We start from the raw sequence: 20,253 nt of genomic DNA, 5'->3' as shown, positions 1-20,253 counted from the left end.
ACTTTTTTTATGCGTTTTTCTTTAATTCAGTTTGCGCAGTGCCTTTAGAAAACAATGTTTCTTTCACGCCGTTAGTTGCTGCTTTTGTTTTGGCCGAAAAGATTGGATTTAAAATAACAACTACGAGTAAGTTAGATAATAATCCCCAGAATCCTTCATAAAGACCAAATGAATTTCCTGTGGCATGTACGGTAAACGTCACAACCAGCCCTACTACTAATCCAGCAATCGTACTTTCTTTCGATTGATTTCTCCAGAACAGACTGATAACGATAGCCGGGAAGATTTGTACCATACCGGATACCCCTAGTAACTGTAGGGAAACAAGTGCTTGAGGGAATAATAAACCGAATAAAAGTGCCAGTCCAATAACAACGAAAACCATAGAACGAGTAACCATTGTTAATGTTTTACCCTGTACATTTGGATTAATTAAATCTCTGAATATATTATTTGCAAATAAGTTAGACGCTCCGATAGCCATGATAGAACATGGAATTAATGAAGCAAGAGCAATCGTTGCATAAGCTAACCCTTGGCCAATGCCGCCATATGAATATTGAATTAAGGTTAATAATGCTAATCTAGGATCCGTTGTATCTTGAGGTAATACTTGATAAGCAATAAATCCTAAGAAGATGACTAGAATTAAAACAATATTGTAAAGCGGTAAGAAAATAGCATTTTTACGAAGCGAATCTGCACTTTTAGCAGTGAAAACACCTGTAGCAGCGTGGGCCCACATGAATAAAGCTAAAGCAGATACGAGTGATGCTGTAATAAACCATGGAATGCCTTTAGGTCCTTGTGTTGGGATCGTTAATAGCTGAGGTGAATCCTTTGCAACATTGTCGATCATGTTGCCCCAGCTTCCAAAATGCATAATTGGCAGAGAAACAACCATAAATAACATAATCGCCCATACTAAAATATCTTTAATAATTGCCGTATATGTGGGACCTTTAATTCCGCTGAAAAAGGTATAAAGAGCCACAAGAAAGAATGAAAGAATAACGACTGCTTTTACGTTAATGTAGCCAGTTCCTGCAACGCGAAGAGTATCTTGAATACCGCTAAGCTGAAGATCAATATATGGAATGAGCATCAATACACCTACTATAGCAATTAAAGAGGAGAGAAATTTACTGCTAAAACGTTCTCTGGCATAATCAGCAAGCGTAGTAAGTTTGTGCTTTTTAGCAACAGTCCAAAGCTTTGGAAGAAAAAAGTATGAAATTAAAAAGGCTAAAACAGAGTAAGGAATAGCAAAAAATGCGATGCTTCCCCCCTGATAAGCTGTACTTGTAAGACCTAGGAATGTATAAGCAGTATATAAATCTGCTCCTACTAAAAGCCAGACGAGCAGGCTTCCAAAACGTCTTCCACCTACAGCCCACTCTTCAACTGAGCTTCTAGATGATTTGTCACGTCCCGCTATAAAACCAATGGCGATAACGACAAGAACAATTGCTGATGTGATTAAAAGTGCGGTTAAATTTCCTTGCATTATTCAATGTCCCCCCAAGATTTTTGTAAACGATAAATGATAAATGTACACACAGGCGTTAAGAAGACCCATAAAAATAACCATAAATGCAAAAGAGGTAATCCAAAAATAATTGGATGAATGTTATTTACAAAAGGTAAAAAAACGAATTGAGCAATAAATGGAATGATGAATAAAATAAAAATTATGAATTTTCTGTTCAATTTTACTCCTCCTACTAAAAATTTATCTAACAATGTTCACTATGATAGCAAGTCTGACATGGTAAAGCAATAAGTTTTTTGAAAATTTCGTTATAATCTATGGAAATTTTTTTAGAAAAACAAAAAAGAGCTTATGGTGGGAGTATATTTGAAATGATTACGAAGGAAAAAAAGGGGGATAATCTAAGCGAAGTTGCTCTTGAAGCAAAAAGAGAACGGAAAAGAAGAAATTTAGTTTTGACCGGGAAGTTTTTATTATTTCGCTGAGATAAAGTATATTGCTATTGCATCATAAGAAAAGAATTTGTATGTTCAAATAGAGATTCATGGAAAGAATAAAACAGAGCAAATAAAAAAACTAGACAATAAGTGCTTGTCTAGTTCCACCACTCTGTCAGTGGTCCTTTGTCGCCATAAACAGGATCTGTTGTAGGAATAGGTACTTGTGCAATTTCATCAAATACGTGAGGGCGATCAGTTTGTTTTCCTGTTCTTAAATTGTAATCCATGCCCTCTGGATAAGCTCCAACCACTTTAAAATCAGCAGTTGACTGCAGACGCATATGCCCTGTTCCTGCAGGAAGTACGAGCACATCGCCAGCATGCACCACGATATTTTCCCCCATATGTCCACCTAGTTTTAAACGTGCAGATCCGCTAATTACACCTAGTGCTTCATGAGAATTACTGTGGTAATGGTGAAAATCATGTATGCCGCCTACCCAGCTGTTTTTCCAGTTGTGAGAATTAAAAATGCTCTCCACTTTCTCTTTCTTACTAATAAATACGTGTTCATACAACAAAACTGGAAGACGAGGGTGATTTGGAATGGTTCCGTCGTCATCAAAATAAAGAACTTTTACATTTGCATAATTCATAAGCATCCCTCTAACAATCTTTTTTCGTAATTTTCCCTGTTTTGTGCTTGCGTAAACAGAGAAGTTTGCTCGAAGTACTTCATTTGTTGCGAAGTGCATGATATGTAGGTTTTAACGTTTTCCTAAAAGAAGTCTCCCACTTCAAGCGTAGCTAAGCGGTGGGCAGTTCACTTTAGTATCTTTTCTTCATATTGTATATAAGTAAAGGGTCTAGTGCAAGAATTCTATGGATATATAGCTGTTAATTCTTATTATGTAAATGAATATTATATATTAATATAATTTTTAGAAGGTAATCTGCTCGTGGAGTAAAAGAATCAAACAACAAGAAAAGTTAGGATTTTAGTTGTTTTTGTAATTAAAAAGAGATTTTCAGAGGGTTTATTCATAATTTTACGAATAATTTATTATCTTTATAAAAGTAATGTAAACATTTTTGTGTATTGAGTAATAGAAATGAATGTTATATACTGATAAAAAATATATTCCTATATGTGACTGGCGCAACATGGATGACCATGGGGGAGCATATAGCGTATAAGCCGCGCGCCTGGGCAAACACTTGAGAGAATTCCGCAAGTGTTTTTTTTATTTTCCTAGGGAAGAGGAGTAGATTTGGATGAGCAATATGCAAAGGAAGATGGGAACATTTGCTTTAACCATGACAGGCATAGGTTCGATTATCGGTTCAGGGTGGCTGTTTGGAGCATGGAAAGCAGCTCAAATTGCGGGACCCGCGGCTATTTTTTCATGGGTTATTGGAATGGTGGTTATTTTGACCATTGCCCTATCATATGCTGAACTGGGCGCGATGTTTCCACAAGCAGGGGGGATGGTTAAATATCCTCAGTATTCACACGGATCATTTATTGGTTTTTTGGCTGCTTGGGCTAACTGGATTTCAATCGCTTCAACGATAACAGTGGAGGCTATTGCATCTGTGCAATATATGAGTACTTGGCCGTGGAAGTGGGCTCGCTGGACTCATGAATTGGTAGACAATGGAATTTTAACGTCCAAGGGGTTGGCAGTTGCGTCTTTGTTATTATTCGTTTACTTTTTTGTGAACTATTGGACGGTAAATCTCTTTGCGAAAGCAAACTCATTTATTACGATTGTTAAATTAATTATTCCTGGTTTAACGGCAGGGGCTTTATTTTTCGCTGGTTTTCATAGTGGAAACTTTTCAAGTGAGCATGGGGTTGCCCCTTATGGGTGGGCCAGTGTTTTAACGGCAGTGGCAACATCAGGTATTGTGTTTGCATTTAATGGGTTTCAAAGTCCTGTAAATATGGCAGGAGAAGCAAAATCACCTAATAAATCGATTCCGATAGCTGTAATTGGTTCAATTTTTATTGCAGGAATTGTATACATTATATTGCAAATTGTCTTTATCGGAGCAGTAAGTCCGTCATCAATTGCTGATGGATGGAATCACTTGAATTTTAATTCTCCTTTTGCTGATTTAGCGATTGCGCTTGGAATTAACTGGCTAACAATTGTGTTATACGCAGACGCATTTGTTTCTCCTTCCGGCACAGGTGCTACATATACGGCAACTACTTCTAGAATGTTATACGGGATGCAGCAAAATGGATACTTGCCAAAGATATTTGGTACTCTTCATCCACTTTACAATGTCCCGCGCCCAGCTATGTGGCTAAATTTAGCAGCTTGCTTCTTGTTTCTCTTTTTATTTAGAGGATGGGGTGTCTTAGCAGAAGTAATCTCAGTAGCGACGCTTATCTCTTATATTATGGGTCCTGTGGCGCTTATAACATTAAGAAAAACGGCTTCACACTTTTACCGTCCATTTTATTTAAAAGGGGCATCAGTTATTGCGCCATGCGGCTTCGTTTTTGCTTCCTTGACGCTTTACTGGGCAAGATGGCCGCTTACAGGTGAAGTGATCTTTATTATGGCAATTGGCCTGCCTGTTTATTTTTATTACCAAGCGAAAAATAAATGGGTGGGCTTTAAAAAAGAATTTTTAACCGGGGCTTGGATGCTTATCTATTTAGCGTGCATGATTTTTATTTCCTACATAGGAAGCGAAAAATTCGGAGGCAAAAATATTTTGCCTTTCGGATGGGATATGCTAGTGATTGCTTGCGTATCATTAGCTTTTTATTACTGGGGAATTAAAAGCGGCAAATCTAACCGATATATGAAAGAAGCTGAACAAATCAATCAAGAAAATTTTAAATCTAAATAAAAAAACACGAGCCCGTGCTCGTGTTTTTTTATTTAGGTCAGTGGAGAATTTAGACTTAGTTTTTATCAAAATATTGTAAAAAATATAGATTTTAAGGTTTAAGTATTTATACAGGGGGAACCTTTATTTGGGATAAAGTTCTAAAAAAACAAAATAAAGGGGATTGGGAAGCTGTGAAAAAAATGAATGTTTTGGCTTTTGTACTTATGCTAGTATTAGCGGCTTGCAACAGTTCTAAGGAAACGGGAGGATCCACTTCGGCTAAAAATAAGGCGATTGAAGCATCCATTGACAGCGCTTCTTACATTTTAGTAGATAGTGATGAAGGAGCTACAAGTGAAGAAAAAGGGCTGTTGAAAGTTGATTTAAAAGTGAAAAATGTATCCAAAAACAGTATATCTTTATCAGATTATGACGGTGTGTATTTATACGAAGGAGATGAACAGCTGTCTCCAAAAACTGGAGTGAACAGTCGTGAGCTTGGACTAGAAAGCAGTGCATCTGACAAGATTGGCGCTGGAAAGCAAAAAAAATTAACATTTGTCTTTGAAGTCAAAAAAGATAAAAAGTACAAAATTGGGCTTCAGCCAAAATCATCTGATTATGATGAAGAAATCGACGAAGTGACATTAACACTGGATACGAAAAAATACGCCAAAAGCTATAATAAGCTGCAAGACCCAGAAAAAGCTCTGCAAGCTTACACAGAAGTCCTTTACTTAAACAAAGAAAACGTAGACTATGATAAATATGTAACAGCAGATAAAACAGCTGTCATAGAAGAACAGAAAAAAGCGTTTAATGAGGAATTAAAAGGTGCGTTTTCTAACAGTTTAACCGACAAAGCAAAAAAAGATTTTTTTAACATGTATAAAGATGTTTTAAAAGAAAAAGCAAACGTGAAAACAAATGTGATTGCGAATGCAAATAATAAAGCCGTAGTAGAAGTGGAGTACACTACTCTTGATTTATCAGACTTATATTCATACGTATCGCAGCTTAAGCGAGCATACACAGATGAAACGAAAGATTACGATACAGAACACTCTGAAGAGTTTGCGGCTTCTAAATTCAAAGATATTGTAAATGAATTAGAAACGAAAGAAGGAAGTCGTCCCCTACGAATTTTTATGGTGAAAGAAGATGAGAAATGGACTGTAAAATCAAGTGACCTATACAGTGATTCTTTAGGTAAAACGTTTGGATCAAGCTATATTCGATAGACAAAAAAGAGAAGAATTTTTCTTCTCTTTTTTGTTTTCTGTAAATAAATCAACGAGCTTTTTGTAAAGCTAAATTTATCAAAATATGCTAGTATAGGTTCATTCATTCTTTTATTCTTATTATGATAGGCATCAATGGAGGTTCTTACTAATGAAAGCAAATTATTGTAAAGATACAAAGGCAGTTCGAACGAGCCGCATTTTTCCTAATGATATTAATAATCACAATACGTTATTTGGCGGAAAGTTAATGAGTGATATTGATATGATTGCGTCCATTTCAGCTTATCGTCACAGTCGTACAGAGTGTGTGACAGCTTCAGCAGACTCTATTCATTTTCTGCACCCTATTACGCCTCAGGATTCTGTATGTTTGGAGTCATACGTATCATGGGCAGGTCGTTCATCCATGGAAGTGTTTGTGAAAGTGATTAAAGAAAATTTAAAAACCGGGGAGCGTCAAATTGCAGCTACATCATTTTTAACTTTTGTGGCAATGGATGATGATGGAAAGCCCCGCGCAGTACCGGAGCTTATTCCAGAAACAGAAGAAGAAAAATACCTGTTTCAAACGGGGGCAGATCGCGCTACCACGCGTAAACAAGTGCGTAAAAAAAGCAATGAACTAGCCTCGGTATTGGATTTAGGACAACCTTGGTAGCATAAAAGAGAGGCCGAGACAAAAGTGTTTTAGCTCAAATGAAAAACGAACCAGTGATCAACATGTTTGATTAGTGGTTCGTTTTTTTTGTTATGGTAAACGTAGGTTTCATCTGTTTCGTTCCTTCTAGCAGCTGATTGGAGGGCAAGAGGAAGACTAAGGGGGGAAAAGCGAAAGAGACGAGGAGGCTCATCGGCCACCTGCGGAAAGCAAAGTCTTGCACAGAAATCAACTGCGGTGTCACAAGCGGTTCGACTTATATATCCCATTTGTTCGTCTTTAGATTGGATTCATTTAGTTATGTCTTAACCTCTCTTTTATATTTGATGAATCTCCTCTCTTGAACGAGAGGAGGAAATAAAATTATATGAAATTTATTTTCATTCATGGTAATATGAATTTAATATAATTTTCTAAAAAGTTTAAAAAGTACAACATTTATAAAGGAAGGTGTCGTGTCTAATGGTAACAGTAGAAGCAGCAGAAAGACAAAACAGCAGCACTGCCCTGCGCCGTGATGTAAAGTTTCTCGGTCAATTGTTAGGGAAAGTTCTGGTTCACCAAGGTGGAGAGGAACTGCTCAGCAAAGTAGAAAAAATACGCGAAGTAGCAAAATCACTTAGAGAAAACAAAGATGAAGTTATCTATAAAGAAATAAAAAATGAAATCGTTACTCTTGAACAGCCGATGCGCGAGCAGGTTATTCGGGCGTTTGCAGTTTATTTTCATTTAGTTAATATTGCAGAGCAAAATCATCGAATTCGTCGCAGACGCGAATATCAGCAGCAAGAAGATTCTATTATGCAGCCGGGCTCATTGGAAAGTGCCGTTGTTTCGCTTAAAAATAATGGCGTGGCGCCAGACGTAATTGTTAACTTGCTTCAAACTCTATCTCTAGAGCTCATCATCACTGCTCATCCAACAGAAGCCACTAGACGAAGTGTCCTTGATATTCATAAACGAATGGCTGAGCTTCTAAAAAACTTGGATAATCCAACGTTAACAAAACGTGAACGTACGGAAATTGAAGAAAGACTGTTTAGCGAAGTATTAATTTTATGGCAAACAAATGAACTGCGAGATCGCAAGCCGACGGTAATGGATGAAGTATCCAATGGATTATATTATTTTGATGAAACGTTATTTGAAGTGCTTCCTCAACTTCATCAGGAGTTGGAAAATTCATTGCAGGAGAATTACCCTGAAGAAAATTGGAAGGTGCCTAATATTCTTCGGTTTGGTTCATGGATTGGCGGAGACCGAGATGGAAATCCAAACGTAACTCCTAAAGTAACGTGGCAAACGCTTGTCAAACAAAGGAAGTTAGCTATTCGTAAATATAAAGAGTCGCTTACTCAATTGAGACAAAGGTTAAGTCAGTCTACAAAAAGAGTCGCAGTTTCAGATAATCTTCTTGATTCTATTAATCAAGAAATATCGCTGCTGCCTGAGAAAAAGCGATGGAGAATCAAACACGAAGTATATCGCTGCAAGCTTACGATTATGCTTCATAAATTAAATTTAGTTGGAGAATCGGAAGCAGGCTATCAAAGGTCGGAAGAACTTCTACATGATTTATTTCTAATCAAAGATAGCTTGCAAAAGCACCAGCCTCAGGATTATCAGTTAAAAAGCTTATGTAAATTAATTCGCCAAGTTGAGCTGTTTGGTTTTCATTTAGCAACGCTTGATATCCGTAATCACAGCGGGGAACATGAAGCGGCAATCAAAGAAATTTTCCATGCTGTTTCTTTAGCTGAAGATTATTCAGCGTTAACGGAAGAGAAAAAAGTTGAGCTGCTAGGTAAAGTTCTTCAAGACCCAAGACCTGTGATATCGTTTGTAGAGAATTACTCTAAAGAAACGCAGCAAGTAATTGAAGTATTTAACATGATTCATCGAGCACATAAAGAATTTGGAGAAAGATCTATTGAAGTCTACTTAATCAGTATGACCCAGTCTGCAAGTGACTTGTTAGAAGTTATGGTACTCGCCAAAGAAGCGGGTATTTACCGCCTTCATGCAGATGGCCGCATTGAAAGTAAGTTAAATATAGCTCCGCTGCTTGAAACGATTGATGATCTCACAGCGGGTCCTAAAATCATGGAACAGCTATTTCAATTAGATTTTTATCGTGAGCACTTAAGGAAACAGCAGGATTTGCAGGAAATTATGCTTGGCTACTCAGATGGAAGCAAAGATGGAGGAACGCTTACTGCTAATTGGAAGCTCTATAAAGCGCAGCAGGAAATTCACGATATGGCGAGGAAGTATCAAGTTCGTCTGAAGTTTTTCCATGGCCGAGGCGGCTCACTAGGCCGGGGAGGTGGACCGTTAAACCGAAGCATTTTATCTCAGCCTGTTGAGACGCTAGGAGACGGTGTGAAAATTACAGAGCAAGGAGAAGTTCTTTCTTCTAGATATGCTTTATATGACATTGCCTACCGAAGCCTTGAACAAGCGGTCTCAGCTCTTCTTACAGCGGCAGCAAATGTTTCTCAAGAAGCTGAACAATGTGATATTCGTACACATGAATGGGAAGAAACAATGGACGAGATTTCAACTGCTTCTTTACGTAAGTATCAAGAGCTTGTTTTCAAAGATCCAGACTTTTTAACGTATTTTAAACAAGCTACACCTCTTCCTGAGCTGGGGGCTTTAAATATTGGGTCACGTCCAATGAGTCGAAAAGGAAGTGATCGCTTTGAAGACTTGCGAGCGATTCCGTGGGTATTTGCATGGACGCAAAGCAGACAGCTGCTTCCAGCCTGGTACGCTGCAGGTACGGGCTTACAGCATTTAGTAGAGAAATCCGGAGATATACAGCTTCTTCAGCAAATGTATAAAGAATGGCCATTTTTCCGCTCGACCGTCGATAATCTGCAAATGGCCTTAACAAAAGCAGATTTAATGGCAGCAAAAGAATACACGGAAATGGTACAAGACCCGGCTATTTCAGAGCGGATTTTTACCGCTATTAAAAAAGAGTATAATCTCACAAAAGAAATGATTCTTCAAATCACAGGTCAAAAAGAATTAATGGATCATCTTCCTACGATTAAAGAATCTATTAAATTACGAAATCCGTATGTGGACCCTCTAACATTCTTACAAGTTAAGGTCATTTCCAAGCTGCGTGAAGATGAGGCTGGAACGTTAAATGAAGAACTTTTAAAAGAAGCGTTATTAACGATTAACGGCATTGCAGCAGGGTTGCGTAATACAGGCTGATGATACCAAAAGACACCTCAAGAAAATAAAAGAGGTGTCTTTTGCTTATTCTTCTCACATAAAGAACTGCCTGTCAGTTCCCTCTCTTTTAAAGAGAACTTCCGCCTGTTAAATAGGCACTGAGAAAAATCAATGATAGAATAGAAAAAAGATGGAAATATTCTACAACTGAATACGAGTGATGGGGAACTAGATTGAATATGGAGGACGAGGACAATGGTAAAAAATTCGCAAATCTTCATTGAAGCTGACTCCGAGAATTCTGTATTTATTGGACTGGAATTTTGTGAGTATACACAAAAAATGAATCCTACTTGTTTGTCCAAACAGCATATAAATGTGTTTATTCATCCGGAAGAACTCACCGTGGAATTTAAGAAAACAAAAAGTGATAGAACTATCGATGATTTTCATCTCATGCATATCGTTCCGGTTCATTGCTTTAATTATTTATTATGTTCGATTTCGCAAGGTATTGTTACAGATGTTCAGCTGAAAGCGGTTGGCCATCAAGGAGAAACGTTGTTTGAAGAAAATCTTACATTGAAGTTTCATGAAAAAGCGACGGATTATGAAGAAACCCTCTCATTTTTCAAACATTTAAATCAAGAAATACAAAAGCAGACGAAAAAATATACAGCCAGTTATATGAGCTCATAATAAAGCAAGCTGCGGTTTTTAAAACCGCAGCTTTTATTCGTTTAACCGAAAAAATTATGTTAGAGATGCTTACAAATCAAGAGATTTTTCAGTGGGAAATTGATAAAGTAAAACTAAGAGAAATCAGTGGACAGAAAAGCTTTTAGCGGCTGGCCGCTCTTTATTCAATATATAAGGGTTAGGTTTTAAGGTTAAAAAAATAGCGATGAATACGTATTGTCGTTGTAGATGAAGTGCTAAGGTCGCTCTATCTGCAATCATCTAGAATCTTCGCGCGCTTATAGTCTGTTTTACGGAACGAAAAAGCTGCGGAATTAGAAGCACTCCTTCTATTTCTGCGGTTTTTTTTATAAACAAGAAATAAATTTACTTATTGTACGGAGGCGATGCAGATGATTAAAGATTTAGTATTGGCTAAGGAATGGCTGCCTGCAGCTTATTCACATGATTTAACAGATCAGCCCTTGCAAGTAACGATTTTAGAAGAGCGAGTTGTCCTTTTTCGCACAACTAATGCTATTAAAGCATTTAAAGATTTGTGCATCCACCGCGGTGCAGCGTTATCTCTTGGAAAAGTGGTAGATGATTGCATTGTATGCCCTTATCACGGATGGAAATACGATGATGCCGGGGCTTGTGTGAAAATTCCTCAACAGCCGCCGGGAAGAGCTATTCCTTCAAAAGCAAAAGCACAGGTGTATGACTGCGTTGAAAAGTACGGGATTATATGGGTGAAGATGAACAGCGAGGCAGGTGATACTCCTTTTCCCCTGTATGATGAACATCTTAACTCCGGATTCAAAACGGTTTGCGCCAGCCCTCATACTCTACAGGCAGCAGCTCCTCGTGTCGTAGAAAACTTTCTAGATGTAAGCCATTTGGCTTTTGTTCACGAAGGAAGCCTTGGGCACTCTGACTACGCCGAAATTCCTGATTATAAGGTGCATTGGAAAGATAATCGCTACGTTTCTGATGAAATCGCTGTGTACGCAGATGCAGATGGCACGGGTAACTTTGCGACTATTTATTATACCTTTGAAATTCTTCGTCCTACCGTTGCGAGGTTGAAAAAAGTTAACTACGAAACGGGTGAAATCTTTTCAATGCTGTTTGCGGTTTTACCTGAAGAGGAAAGAAAGTCCACCGTGTTTGCGCTGGTTTCTAGAAACTATTCGTTTGATGCACCTGATCAATATTTCCGCGATTTTCAGCAGCTTATTATTGAACAAGATACCAGTATTGTGGAAAGTCAAAAACCAGAAGAGCTGCCGCTTGACTTACAAGCAGAGCTTCATTTGAATCCGGACCGACTGAGTATTGCGTATAGAAGATGGCTCGGCGATTTAGGAGTAACCTTTGGAAGTGACATAGGAGAAAGATTAAAAAAAGCTGCTCAATAAAAAAAGAAGAAAGGAGTCTCCTTTCTTTTTTTATGTATGCTCACGGATAAGCTGCTGATAGCTATTAAAAAGGGTAGGATATGTTAATTGGCTTAAAATGACGCAGGAAAGCGTAGCAGACGCTAGAATAGTAAAAACGATAAGCAGCTGGAATTTGACAGCTTGTATCGGATCTGCCCCTCCAATAATCTGGCCTGTCATCATACCCGGAAGCTGAACGAGTCCAATTGTTTTTTGACTTTCTACAGTAGGAATCATGCTAGCTTTGATTGCGGCATTTAAAATACTATGAATAGCTTGTTTAGGAGTGCCGCCAAGCGCCAGAATCAATTGAATTTCGTCTCGTCTTCTATTTACTTCAGCATCTAACCGATTTAAAAATAAATTGGCCAAAATCATCGAATTTCCAATAATCATACCGCTGACAGGAATGATATATCGTGGAGTAGCAGGGATAATATGTAGTCCGAGCATAACGCTTTGGGTCAGGATTTCTACAATAAAAAGAGTGACAAATACACGAAAAAAAGCTTTAACTCCCTGCTTTTTTTTCTTTACAACATTTTGGGAAGCGACTGTCAGCATAAGGAATAAAATGAAGATCATAAAAGCAGGGTGATTCGCGTCAAAAATAAACGATAAAACATATCCGATCACTAACAGCTGAACGGCTGCTCGAATACTGGCAATAATAATATCTTTTTCGAGTCCTATACGAAAAGATTTTGATAAAAAAAGAGCAATAAAAACAAAAACAATGGTAAAAATCAGTGAAAGTGAACTCATAGAAAGGCTCCTTCAATAAATTGTTTTGTTTCAGCTTTTACAGGAGCATGAAAAAAGGTCTCTGTCTTGGCTTTTTCTACAATCACTCCGTTCATTAAAAGCCAGACTTCCTCTCCTAAACGTTTCGCTTGATCTAAATTATGGGTAACCCAAATAATCGTTTTATTCTGCTCTTTATGTAAATGAGAAATAAGCTGTTCAATTTCATGAGCAGAAGTGGCATCCAAAGCAGAAGTGATTTCGTCTAAAAGTAAAAGGTCAGAGCCGTTCGACAGCGTGCGGGCTAATGATAACCTTTGCCTTTGACCACCGGATAAATCTCTGGCATCCTGCTCTAACAAGTCAGGGGAAAGACCCGTTAAGGCACAGAGTTCTTCAGGCATAATATCCTGCTTGCCATGCAGTTTTTGAACAAGCATCATATTATCACGCACTGTTCCATCAATAACAGGAGCTGATTGAAAAGCAATGCCCACTTTTTTTCGTAAATCAGAAATAGTCCATTTGCTAATGTCTTTTCCATATACTTCAATACTTCCTTCATCAGGTGCAGAAAGTAAATTGCACATGGAAAGAAGGGTGCTTTTTCCGGATCCTGATGGTCCTACCATCATGACGAGCGAGCCTTGCATTACTGTACCCGATATGCCTTTTAAAACACTATGTTCTTTATCCTTAAATGTTTTATGAACGTCTGTAAATGTGATAGCAGGTATTGAATTGAACGTGTTCATAGTAACTCCTTTTTCATTCGTTTTGTTTATTGTAGCATAAGGGAAAGTATAAAAAGTTATTGGATGATATAAAAAAAGCTGTGAAAAATCACAGCTTTTAAACAGTTGTATTCACTTTTTGGCTGGCTTTTAAGGCATAATCTAAATCTTCAAGAAGGTCGTCGATTGCTTCTGTTCCAACCGATAGACGAATGAGTTCTGGGGTCACACTCGAAGCTTTTTGTTCGTCTTTAGATAGCTGTTGATGAGTGGTGCTTGCCGGGTGAATAATGAGTGATTTAGAGTCGCCGATATTGGCTAAATGAGAAAATAACTGAACCGAATCAATTAACTTAGCCGCAGCGTTTTTTCCTCCCCTTACACCAAAGGTTAAAATTGCTCCTTGCCCTTTAGGCAAGTATTTTTGTGCCAAAGAATAGGAAGGGTGGGAAGGAAGCCCCGCATAATTTACCCATTCTACTAATTCATGCTGCTCTAAAAATTTCGCTACCTTTAATGCGTTTTCGCTGTGACGCTCTAATCGCAGATGGAGTGTTTCTACCCCTTGAAGGAGTAAAAAGGAATTAAAAGGTGATAAAGCAGCTCCAATATCTCGTAAAAGCTGAACGCGCGCTTTTGTAATATAAGCAGCTTCACCGGCAGCTTCTGTGTATACAAGGCCATGGTAACTTGGATCTGGAGTTGTTAAGTCTGGAAATTTCCCGCTCGCTTCCCAATCAAATTTTCCACTGTCTACGATAACACCCCCAATTGCTGTTCCATGCCCTCCAAGAAACTTAGTAGCAGAATGAACGACAATATCTGCTCCGAAATCGATGGGACGAAGAAGGTAAGGGCTTGGAACCGTATTATCAATAATAAGAGGAATTCCATGTTCATGGGCAATGTCTGCAACTGCCTCGATGTCTAGCACATTTCCCTGCGGGTTTCCAACAGATTCAGCATAAATTGCCTTTGTTTTGGAAGTGATTGCACTTCTAAAATTTTCTGGATGATCGGCGTTTACAAATTTGACGGTAATGCCCAGTTTAGGAAGCGTAGACGAAAAGAGGTTATATGTTCCTCCATATAAACTGCTTGCTGATACAATTTCATCTCCTGCGGAAGCGATATTCAAAATGGAAAAGGTAGTAGCAGACTGACCCGAAGCTACTCCTAGAGCACCTACTCCGCCTTCTAACTCAGCAATTCGCTGTTCAAAAACGTCCGTAGTAGGGTTTACAATTCGAGTGTAGATGTAGCCTTGTTCACTTAAATTAAATAAAGATGCAGCATGCTCCGTATCTTTAAACCCAAATGAGCTTGTTTGATAAATAGGTACCGCACGCGAAAAAGTAGCCGGGTCAAGCTGTTGGCCAGAATGGATGGCTTGTGTTTCAGGACGAAATGGTTTCTTAGCAGACATTGAAACTCCTCCTTAAATATAAAACTTATAAAAAACATAGGAATAATAAACTTTAATCATAATATACGAATTCTATTGAATGTTGTCAAATGATAATTTGAATATTTAGAAAATATAAATAAGATTAATGCTGTCATTCAGCATTAAGACATCTCTTTAATTTCTAAAAATACCATAAAAAATATAAAATGTAATAAAAATGTAAATTAATTTGTATAATTATGTTAGAATATTAGGTGTTTGAGAGTTTCTTAGAAAGAGCCGATTTTGCTAGAAGACTTTAAAAAATAGTAAAAGACGGGTCTTAAGAGCTAATAACGAAACAAAATAAAAGGAGTTTGATTATGAGCACAGAAGTCAATGTATCTTCGGAAGTCCAAGAGAAAGGAAAGCCTTCTATTTTTGGTTTTATTACGAGTCCGGTTGTACAGCTTGAGAAAATGAAAAGCAGCCCGGTCATCTGGGGACCTCTTTTACTTATCCTCATCTTAACAGCTGCAACAACGATTCTAGCCGTCTATACCCCTCAGGGACAAGAGGCCCTGCAACAGCAAAAAGAAGCTGGCATTGAAGTGAATTCAACATTTAGTATGATTGGTGGAGCGATTGGAGGATTGATTGCAATAGTTGCTACACTGGCATTCACGAGTTTGATTCTGTTTTTAATTGCAAAGTTAGGGACTGGAAAAACAACTTACCGCCAAATGTTTAGTTTGAATTTGTTTGTTACATTCATCACAGCAATCGGTCAGCTAATTAATACGGGAGTAGCTGCACTAGCCCATACTTCAGCTAATGTGACTTCGTTAAATGGAATGGTTGGTGCGAAAGGTGCTATGGGAGGAGTGTTTACTTCCATTGAAATCTTTTCTATCTGGGGACTTATTCTGACAGCAGTAGGACTACAAAAAGTGGCAAATGTATCAAAAGCTGTTTCTATTATTACAGTGATTATTTTATTCATCTTAGGAGCCGCTATTTCAGGAGCTGGAGGAGCTGCTTCAGAAGCTCTTAAAGGAGCAGGGTTGTAAATGAAAAAAGGAATAATTATTACAGCTGTAGCAGTTGTTATTGTTGTGGTTATTGGGATTAACGTATATCGTGCACAAAGTGTAAGTGGGAAAGCAATCAATGTTCACGTAGCAAATATAAAGGAAAAAAAGTTAAGGAATATAGTTATGGTTCCGGGTACGTTAAAGCTTGCTGATGAGCAATATGTCTATTTTGATGCTGAAAAAGGCGAGGTTGAACGATTTCACGTAACAGAAGGCTCTCGTGTACAGCAGGGAACCTCTCTTGTAACTTACGAAAGCGATACGCTTGATTTAGAGCAAGAACAAAACAAGCTAGAAAAAAAATCCAGTCAGCTGCAAATTGACTCAGTAAGCAAACAGCTTTCTAATTTAAATAAAAAACAAAAAGAATTGGAAAAAGAAATGAGTAAGCAAGAAGCGAGAGATCAAATCGATACAGAGCGTACGCAGCTCAATCTCGATTTAGAAACGGCTAAAATTGATTTAGAACGAAACAAACTAGAAGCCAAATCAATTGCTAAAAAAGAACGTAATTTAGACGTAGCGAGTGATATCAATGGGACGGTGCTAGAAGTAGATAAAGAAGCGGTTAATAACACAAGTGACGTTCAAAAACCGCTTATACATATTGGTAATACCGATGAATACTTAGCTACTGGTGTGCTGTCTGAGTACGATGCATTAAAAATTAAAACCGGTCAAGCTGTCAAAATTACATCAGATGTGCTGCCTGATAAAGAATGGGCAGGGAGCGTTAAACAAATTGACTATCTACCTCAGCAGCAGGCATCAGCAGAAGCCGGCAATGATGCAGCTAATCAATATCCAATTGAAGTAAAAGTAGATGACCAGGATATCACGATGATTAAGCCGGGATTTAAGCTGCTGCTTGAAATTGAAACAAGCAGTAAAAAGGCTTCATCTTTGCCAATAAAAGCAGTTGTAAATGAAGACGGAGAAAAATATGTATATGTGGTGAAAGATAAAAAGGCGGTTCGTAAGGAAGTAAAGATTGGAGAAACAACAAATAAATTTATTGAAATCAAAAGCGGCGTAACTTCTAAAGACAAAGTCATTACAAATCCTACAAAGAACTTAACTGACGGTGCGGAAGTGACTGTTCAATGATTGAGCTTGTGAATATTCATAAAAGTTATCATCTTGGCAAAGAGGAAGTGCCAATTTTAAAAGATATTAATTTGAAGATTTATGACGGTGAATTTGTTGCGATTATGGGACCTTCTGGCTCTGGTAAATCAACGCTAATGAACATTATCGGATGTTTAGACCGTTCGTCTTCAGGATCCTATTTATTAAATGAACAAGAAATCTCTACTTATAGTGATGAGCAGCTTGCAAAAGTAAGAAATATTCATATCGGTTTTGTTTTTCAGCAGTTTCAGCTGTTGCCGCGTTTAACAGCGGTAGAAAACGTAGAGCTTCCAATGGTATATGCCGGTGTAACGCGTAAGGAAAGACGAGCCAGAGCAGAAGCTGCACTTGAAAAAGTAGGGCTGAGTGAGCGGATGAAACATTTACCGAGCGAGCTATCAGGAGGGCAAAAGCAGCGCGTTGCTATTGCTCGTTCTATTGTTAACAATCCGACGCTTATTTTAGCAGATGAACCAACAGGAGCTCTAGATACAAAAACAAGTGCTGATATTATGGAACAATTTTCTCAGCTTAATGCAGATGGCACAACGGTTGTAGTCATTACCCATGAACCTGAAGTGGCAGAATACACATCGCGTACAGTTATCGTTCGTGACGGTAAAGTGCTAAGTCATAGCGATAAGGAGAACGATAGCGTATGAGTTTGATAGAAAATATTCGCATGGCTCTCTCTTCGGTTCTTGCTCATAAAATGCGCTCTATTTTGACGATGCTTGGTATTATCATTGGCGTAGCGGCTGTTATTATCGTTGTAGCCATTGGTCAAGGCGGAGAACAAATGATTAAGTCGGAAATAACAGGAGCAAGCAATACAGTTGATGTATACTATCAGCCTCCTGAAGACGAGATGCAAGCTGATGACCTTTCAATGACGGGTGAGCCCATCTTTACAGAGGATGATATTAAAGCTCTTTCGACTATTCCCGGAGTGAAGAATGTGGTGGCTTCTAGCTCAATGGGAATGGGGGTAAGATATAGAGACAAGGAATCTGATACGACTGTTAATGCTATTAACGAAGGATATATTGAAGTTAATCAGCTGGAAGTTTCAAAAGGAAGAATGTTAGACAGCTCTGACTTTTTATCAGGTAATCGAGTAGGTGTTATCACAAGCGATATGAAAAAAGAGCTATTTGATAAAAAAGAAGCCCTTGGACAAGTAGTATGGGTTCAAGGGCAGCCTATCAAAATTATTGGTGTAACAAAAAAGGCAACGGGCTTTTTAGCATTTGAAATACCGACCATTTATATTCCAAATAATACGTATAAATCAAGCTTCGGTAAGCTCGATTACACCAACCTTAGTGTTCAAGCGACAAGCTCTGATCAACTAAAAAAAGTAGGCAATGACGCAACGGATTTGTTAAATAATTTGCATGGTGCGGAAGATGCTTACCAAGTGCAGAACTTAGAAGAAATAGCAGATAGCATTGGAAATGTAACGCGAATTATGACAACGATTATTGGATCGATTGCGGGCATTTCTCTTCTTGTTGGCGGGATTGGCGTTATGAACATTATGCTGGTTTCGGTAACGGAACGTACAAGAGAAATTGGTATTCGTAAAGCGTTGGGAGCATCTAAAAGACAAATTCTAACTCAGTTTTTGATTGAGTCCATTACCCTCACGTTAATTGGTGGTTTGCTTGGAATTGGTCTCGGCGCGGGCGGGGCAGCTCTTGTTTCGTTATTTGCTGGCTGGCCGTCATTAATTTCGTGGCAAGTAGTACTTGGAGGAGTGTTGTTCTCCATGACGATTGGCATTGTATTCGGCATGCTTCCTGCAAACAAAGCGGCGAAGCTAGATCCAATCGAAGCATTAAGATATGAATAAAGACATGCGTTCGCATGTCTTTATTTTAATTTAACGAGAACCAAGAAGATTTCTCGTTTTTCTTATTTATTACTTACTAGGGTTGATACGGGCTACGTTAATAATATCATGTATTTTCTCTACCAAATCGAGCATGAGAAATCCGTTTCCTTCAGAGCTTTTTCGATATCCAAGAGGAAGGGTTCTTCTTACAAGTTGAGCATAGATTTCGGCTTCGATTAAAGAACGGCCAAATTCCTTCTCACATAAGTTAATTAATAGAGCTAAAGCTCCTGCCACGTGGGGAGTCGCCATTGAAGTTCCTGAAAGAGTCGCGTACTTATTTTCCAAGTAAGTAGAGATAATGTTAACTCCCGGTGCGACTAGGTCCACTTCTTCATTTGCATTAGTAAAAGGGGCAAGATTTAAGCTGTTGTCCACTGCTCCTACTTGAATGACTTCGTTGTAACTTCCTGGATATGAATATTCAAAGGTTTCTTCGCGGTCGTCACCTTCATTTCCAGCCGCAACAACAACAGAAACATCTTTATTCACAGCATTTTGAACAGCTTCGTGCAGTTCTGGAACGTCTTGTGGTCCCCCGAGTGACATGGAAATAACTCGTGCTCGCTCATTGTTAGGACCGCGCCATTCGACGGCGTAGTTAATAGCGTCAATGATCCATTCGTAATTTCCCGATCCTTCACCGGTAAGTACTTTTAAGCTTAGAATTTTTGCTTTGGGTGCCACTCCTACTACCCCTTCATTATTGAGCGCGGCAGCAATGGTACCAGACACGTGAGTGCCGTGCCCATTATTATCTTCAAATACAGAAGAATCTCCGTCATAATCCGAAGTGAAGTTTCTTCCTCCGATAATACAATCTTTTAAGTCAGGATGATTTGTGTCAACACCAGTGTCGATAACTGCAATTACAATGCCTTCTCCTTGATTGCTTTGTTCCCAAATAGCAGGCGCTTGAATTAAGCTTACTCCTTTAGGCGTTTCGTTTGTTGAGTCGATAATCGACTCAATTGTATAAGGAATTAATTTGACTTGTAACGGTTGTTGAGTCATAGTCATCCTCCTTAAAATGAATTCCATAAAAATGGAAGTTACTTAATTATAAATTCCCAACTATTGCTATAAATTAAACACTTTTCATGCGAATCCTTTCTTTTTGAATAAAAAGACTCACAAAAGATATGAGAAGAGGAAAAAAGACCCTGAAGACAAGCACGATAGAGATTTTTAATGTTATCTGTGTATTCACTTTTAATGTTTATCTCACACTATAGAAGAAAGAAACTCCAAGAAAAATCACATAGGA

The 20,253-nt window shown here is 38.3% G+C and carries 17 protein-coding genes and 1 riboswitch; of the genes, 10 read left to right on the top strand and 7 right to left on the bottom strand.

The genetic code is table 11. The features are described 5' to 3' along the window. Nucleotides 1-7: 7 nt before the first annotated feature. The 3 genes from ACFX4G_RS13775 to ACFX4G_RS13765 all read right to left on the bottom strand — a co-directional run bounded on the left by ACFX4G_RS13775 (nucleotide 8) and on the right by ACFX4G_RS13765 (nucleotide 2,687). Nucleotides 8-1,507: a sodium:solute symporter family protein gene (locus tag ACFX4G_RS13775; protein ID WP_043980342.1), complete on the bottom strand. Its 1,500-nt coding sequence runs from the start codon at nucleotides 1,505-1,507 to the stop codon at nucleotides 8-10. Beyond that, nucleotides 1,507-1,710 (bottom strand): DUF3311 domain-containing protein, encoded by a 204-nt coding sequence (locus tag ACFX4G_RS13770; RefSeq protein ID WP_043980340.1) that lies wholly within the window; start codon nucleotides 1,708-1,710, stop codon nucleotides 1,507-1,509. The genes ACFX4G_RS13775 and ACFX4G_RS13770 overlap by 1 nt, the downstream gene beginning before the upstream one ends. 377 nt (nucleotides 1,711-2,087) lie before the next feature. Next, entirely contained in the window at nucleotides 2,088-2,687 is a 600-nt protein-coding gene (locus ACFX4G_RS13765) for a cupin domain-containing protein (protein WP_080621362.1), read from the bottom strand. Nucleotides 2,688-3,072: 385 nt separating this feature from the next. Beyond that, nucleotides 3,073-3,151: riboswitch (ZMP/ZTP riboswitch) on the top strand. Between the two features lie 56 nt (nucleotides 3,152-3,207). On the opposite strand from ACFX4G_RS13765, the gene ACFX4G_RS13760 reads away from it, so the two are divergent. From ACFX4G_RS13760 to ACFX4G_RS13735, 6 genes are all read left to right on the top strand, one after another. Then, nucleotides 3,208-4,803, top strand: a complete 1,596-nt coding sequence (locus tag ACFX4G_RS13760) for a glutamate/serine transporter AimA (protein WP_013055516.1) — start codon at nucleotides 3,208-3,210, stop codon at nucleotides 4,801-4,803. Between the two features lie 182 nt (nucleotides 4,804-4,985). Then, a complete protein-coding gene (locus ACFX4G_RS13755; protein WP_377575441.1) occupies nucleotides 4,986-6,026 on the top strand; it encodes a DUF5105 domain-containing protein in 1,041 nt (346 codons plus the stop codon). Nucleotides 6,027-6,177: 151 nt separating this feature from the next. Further along, entirely contained in the window at nucleotides 6,178-6,687 is a 510-nt protein-coding gene (locus tag ACFX4G_RS13750; protein ID WP_043980336.1) for an acyl-CoA thioesterase, read from the top strand. 462 nt (nucleotides 6,688-7,149) lie between these two features. Next, nucleotides 7,150-9,918: a phosphoenolpyruvate carboxylase gene (gene ppc / locus ACFX4G_RS13745; RefSeq protein WP_377575301.1), complete on the top strand. Its 2,769-nt coding sequence runs from the start codon at nucleotides 7,150-7,152 to the stop codon at nucleotides 9,916-9,918. A gap of 216 nt (nucleotides 9,919-10,134) precedes the next feature. Next, nucleotides 10,135-10,578: a hypothetical protein gene (locus tag ACFX4G_RS13740; protein ID WP_014461480.1), complete on the top strand. Its 444-nt coding sequence runs from the start codon at nucleotides 10,135-10,137 to the stop codon at nucleotides 10,576-10,578. Nucleotides 10,579-10,970: 392 nt separating this feature from the next. Further along, on the top strand, nucleotides 10,971-11,978 hold the full coding sequence (locus tag ACFX4G_RS13735; RefSeq protein ID WP_097824271.1) for an aromatic ring-hydroxylating dioxygenase subunit alpha: 1,008 nt from the start codon (nucleotides 10,971-10,973) through the stop codon (nucleotides 11,976-11,978). 30 nt (nucleotides 11,979-12,008) lie between these two features. On the opposite strand, the gene ACFX4G_RS13730 is transcribed toward ACFX4G_RS13735, so the two are convergent. From ACFX4G_RS13730 to ACFX4G_RS13720, 3 genes are all read right to left on the bottom strand, one after another. Next, a complete protein-coding gene (locus ACFX4G_RS13730; protein WP_377575297.1) occupies nucleotides 12,009-12,764 on the bottom strand; it encodes an ABC transporter permease in 756 nt (251 codons plus the stop codon). After that, the gene (locus ACFX4G_RS13725) at nucleotides 12,761-13,498 is read right to left on the bottom strand and encodes an ABC transporter ATP-binding protein (RefSeq protein ID WP_043980327.1); all 738 of its coding nucleotides are present in this window, start codon (nucleotides 13,496-13,498) and stop codon (nucleotides 12,761-12,763) included. The genes ACFX4G_RS13730 and ACFX4G_RS13725 overlap by 4 nt, the downstream gene beginning before the upstream one ends. A 97-nt stretch (nucleotides 13,499-13,595) precedes the next feature. After that, entirely contained in the window at nucleotides 13,596-14,903 is a 1,308-nt protein-coding gene (locus ACFX4G_RS13720) for a homocysteine synthase (protein WP_377575294.1), read from the bottom strand. A 344-nt stretch (nucleotides 14,904-15,247) separates the two neighbouring features. Between ACFX4G_RS13720 and yknW the strand changes: the two genes are divergently transcribed. From yknW to ACFX4G_RS13700, 4 genes are read left to right on the top strand one after another with little or no spacing between them, the layout of a single operon-like run. Continuing rightward, entirely contained in the window at nucleotides 15,248-15,934 is a 687-nt protein-coding gene (gene yknW / locus ACFX4G_RS13715; protein ID WP_097824269.1) for a YknW family membrane protein, read from the top strand. Then, the gene (locus ACFX4G_RS13710) at nucleotides 15,935-17,065 is read left to right on the top strand and encodes an efflux RND transporter periplasmic adaptor subunit (protein ID WP_097824268.1); all 1,131 of its coding nucleotides are present in this window, start codon (nucleotides 15,935-15,937) and stop codon (nucleotides 17,063-17,065) included. After that, entirely contained in the window at nucleotides 17,062-17,751 is a 690-nt protein-coding gene (locus ACFX4G_RS13705) for an ABC transporter ATP-binding protein (protein WP_097824267.1), read from the top strand. Before ACFX4G_RS13710 ends, ACFX4G_RS13705 begins: the two co-directional genes overlap by 4 nt. Continuing rightward, nucleotides 17,748-18,944 carry an ABC transporter permease gene (locus tag ACFX4G_RS13700; protein ID WP_377575288.1) on the top strand — a complete coding sequence of 399 codons (1,197 nt, stop codon included), beginning with the start codon at nucleotides 17,748-17,750 and terminating at the stop codon, nucleotides 18,942-18,944. Before ACFX4G_RS13705 ends, ACFX4G_RS13700 begins: the two co-directional genes overlap by 4 nt. 69 nt (nucleotides 18,945-19,013) lie before the next feature. Here the strand turns inward: ACFX4G_RS13700 and ACFX4G_RS13695 are convergent, their stop codons facing one another. Next, nucleotides 19,014-20,000 carry a S8 family peptidase gene (locus tag ACFX4G_RS13695; RefSeq protein WP_097824265.1) on the bottom strand — a complete coding sequence of 329 codons (987 nt, stop codon included), beginning with the start codon at nucleotides 19,998-20,000 and terminating at the stop codon, nucleotides 19,014-19,016. Nucleotides 20,001-20,253: the final 253 nt, after the last annotated feature.

Source organism: Priestia sp. YIM B13486 (assembly GCF_042787865.1).
Lineage (GTDB): Bacteria > Bacillota > Bacilli > Bacillales > Bacillaceae_H > Priestia > Priestia megaterium.
This window is presented reverse-complemented; position numbering and strand designations above follow the sequence as displayed.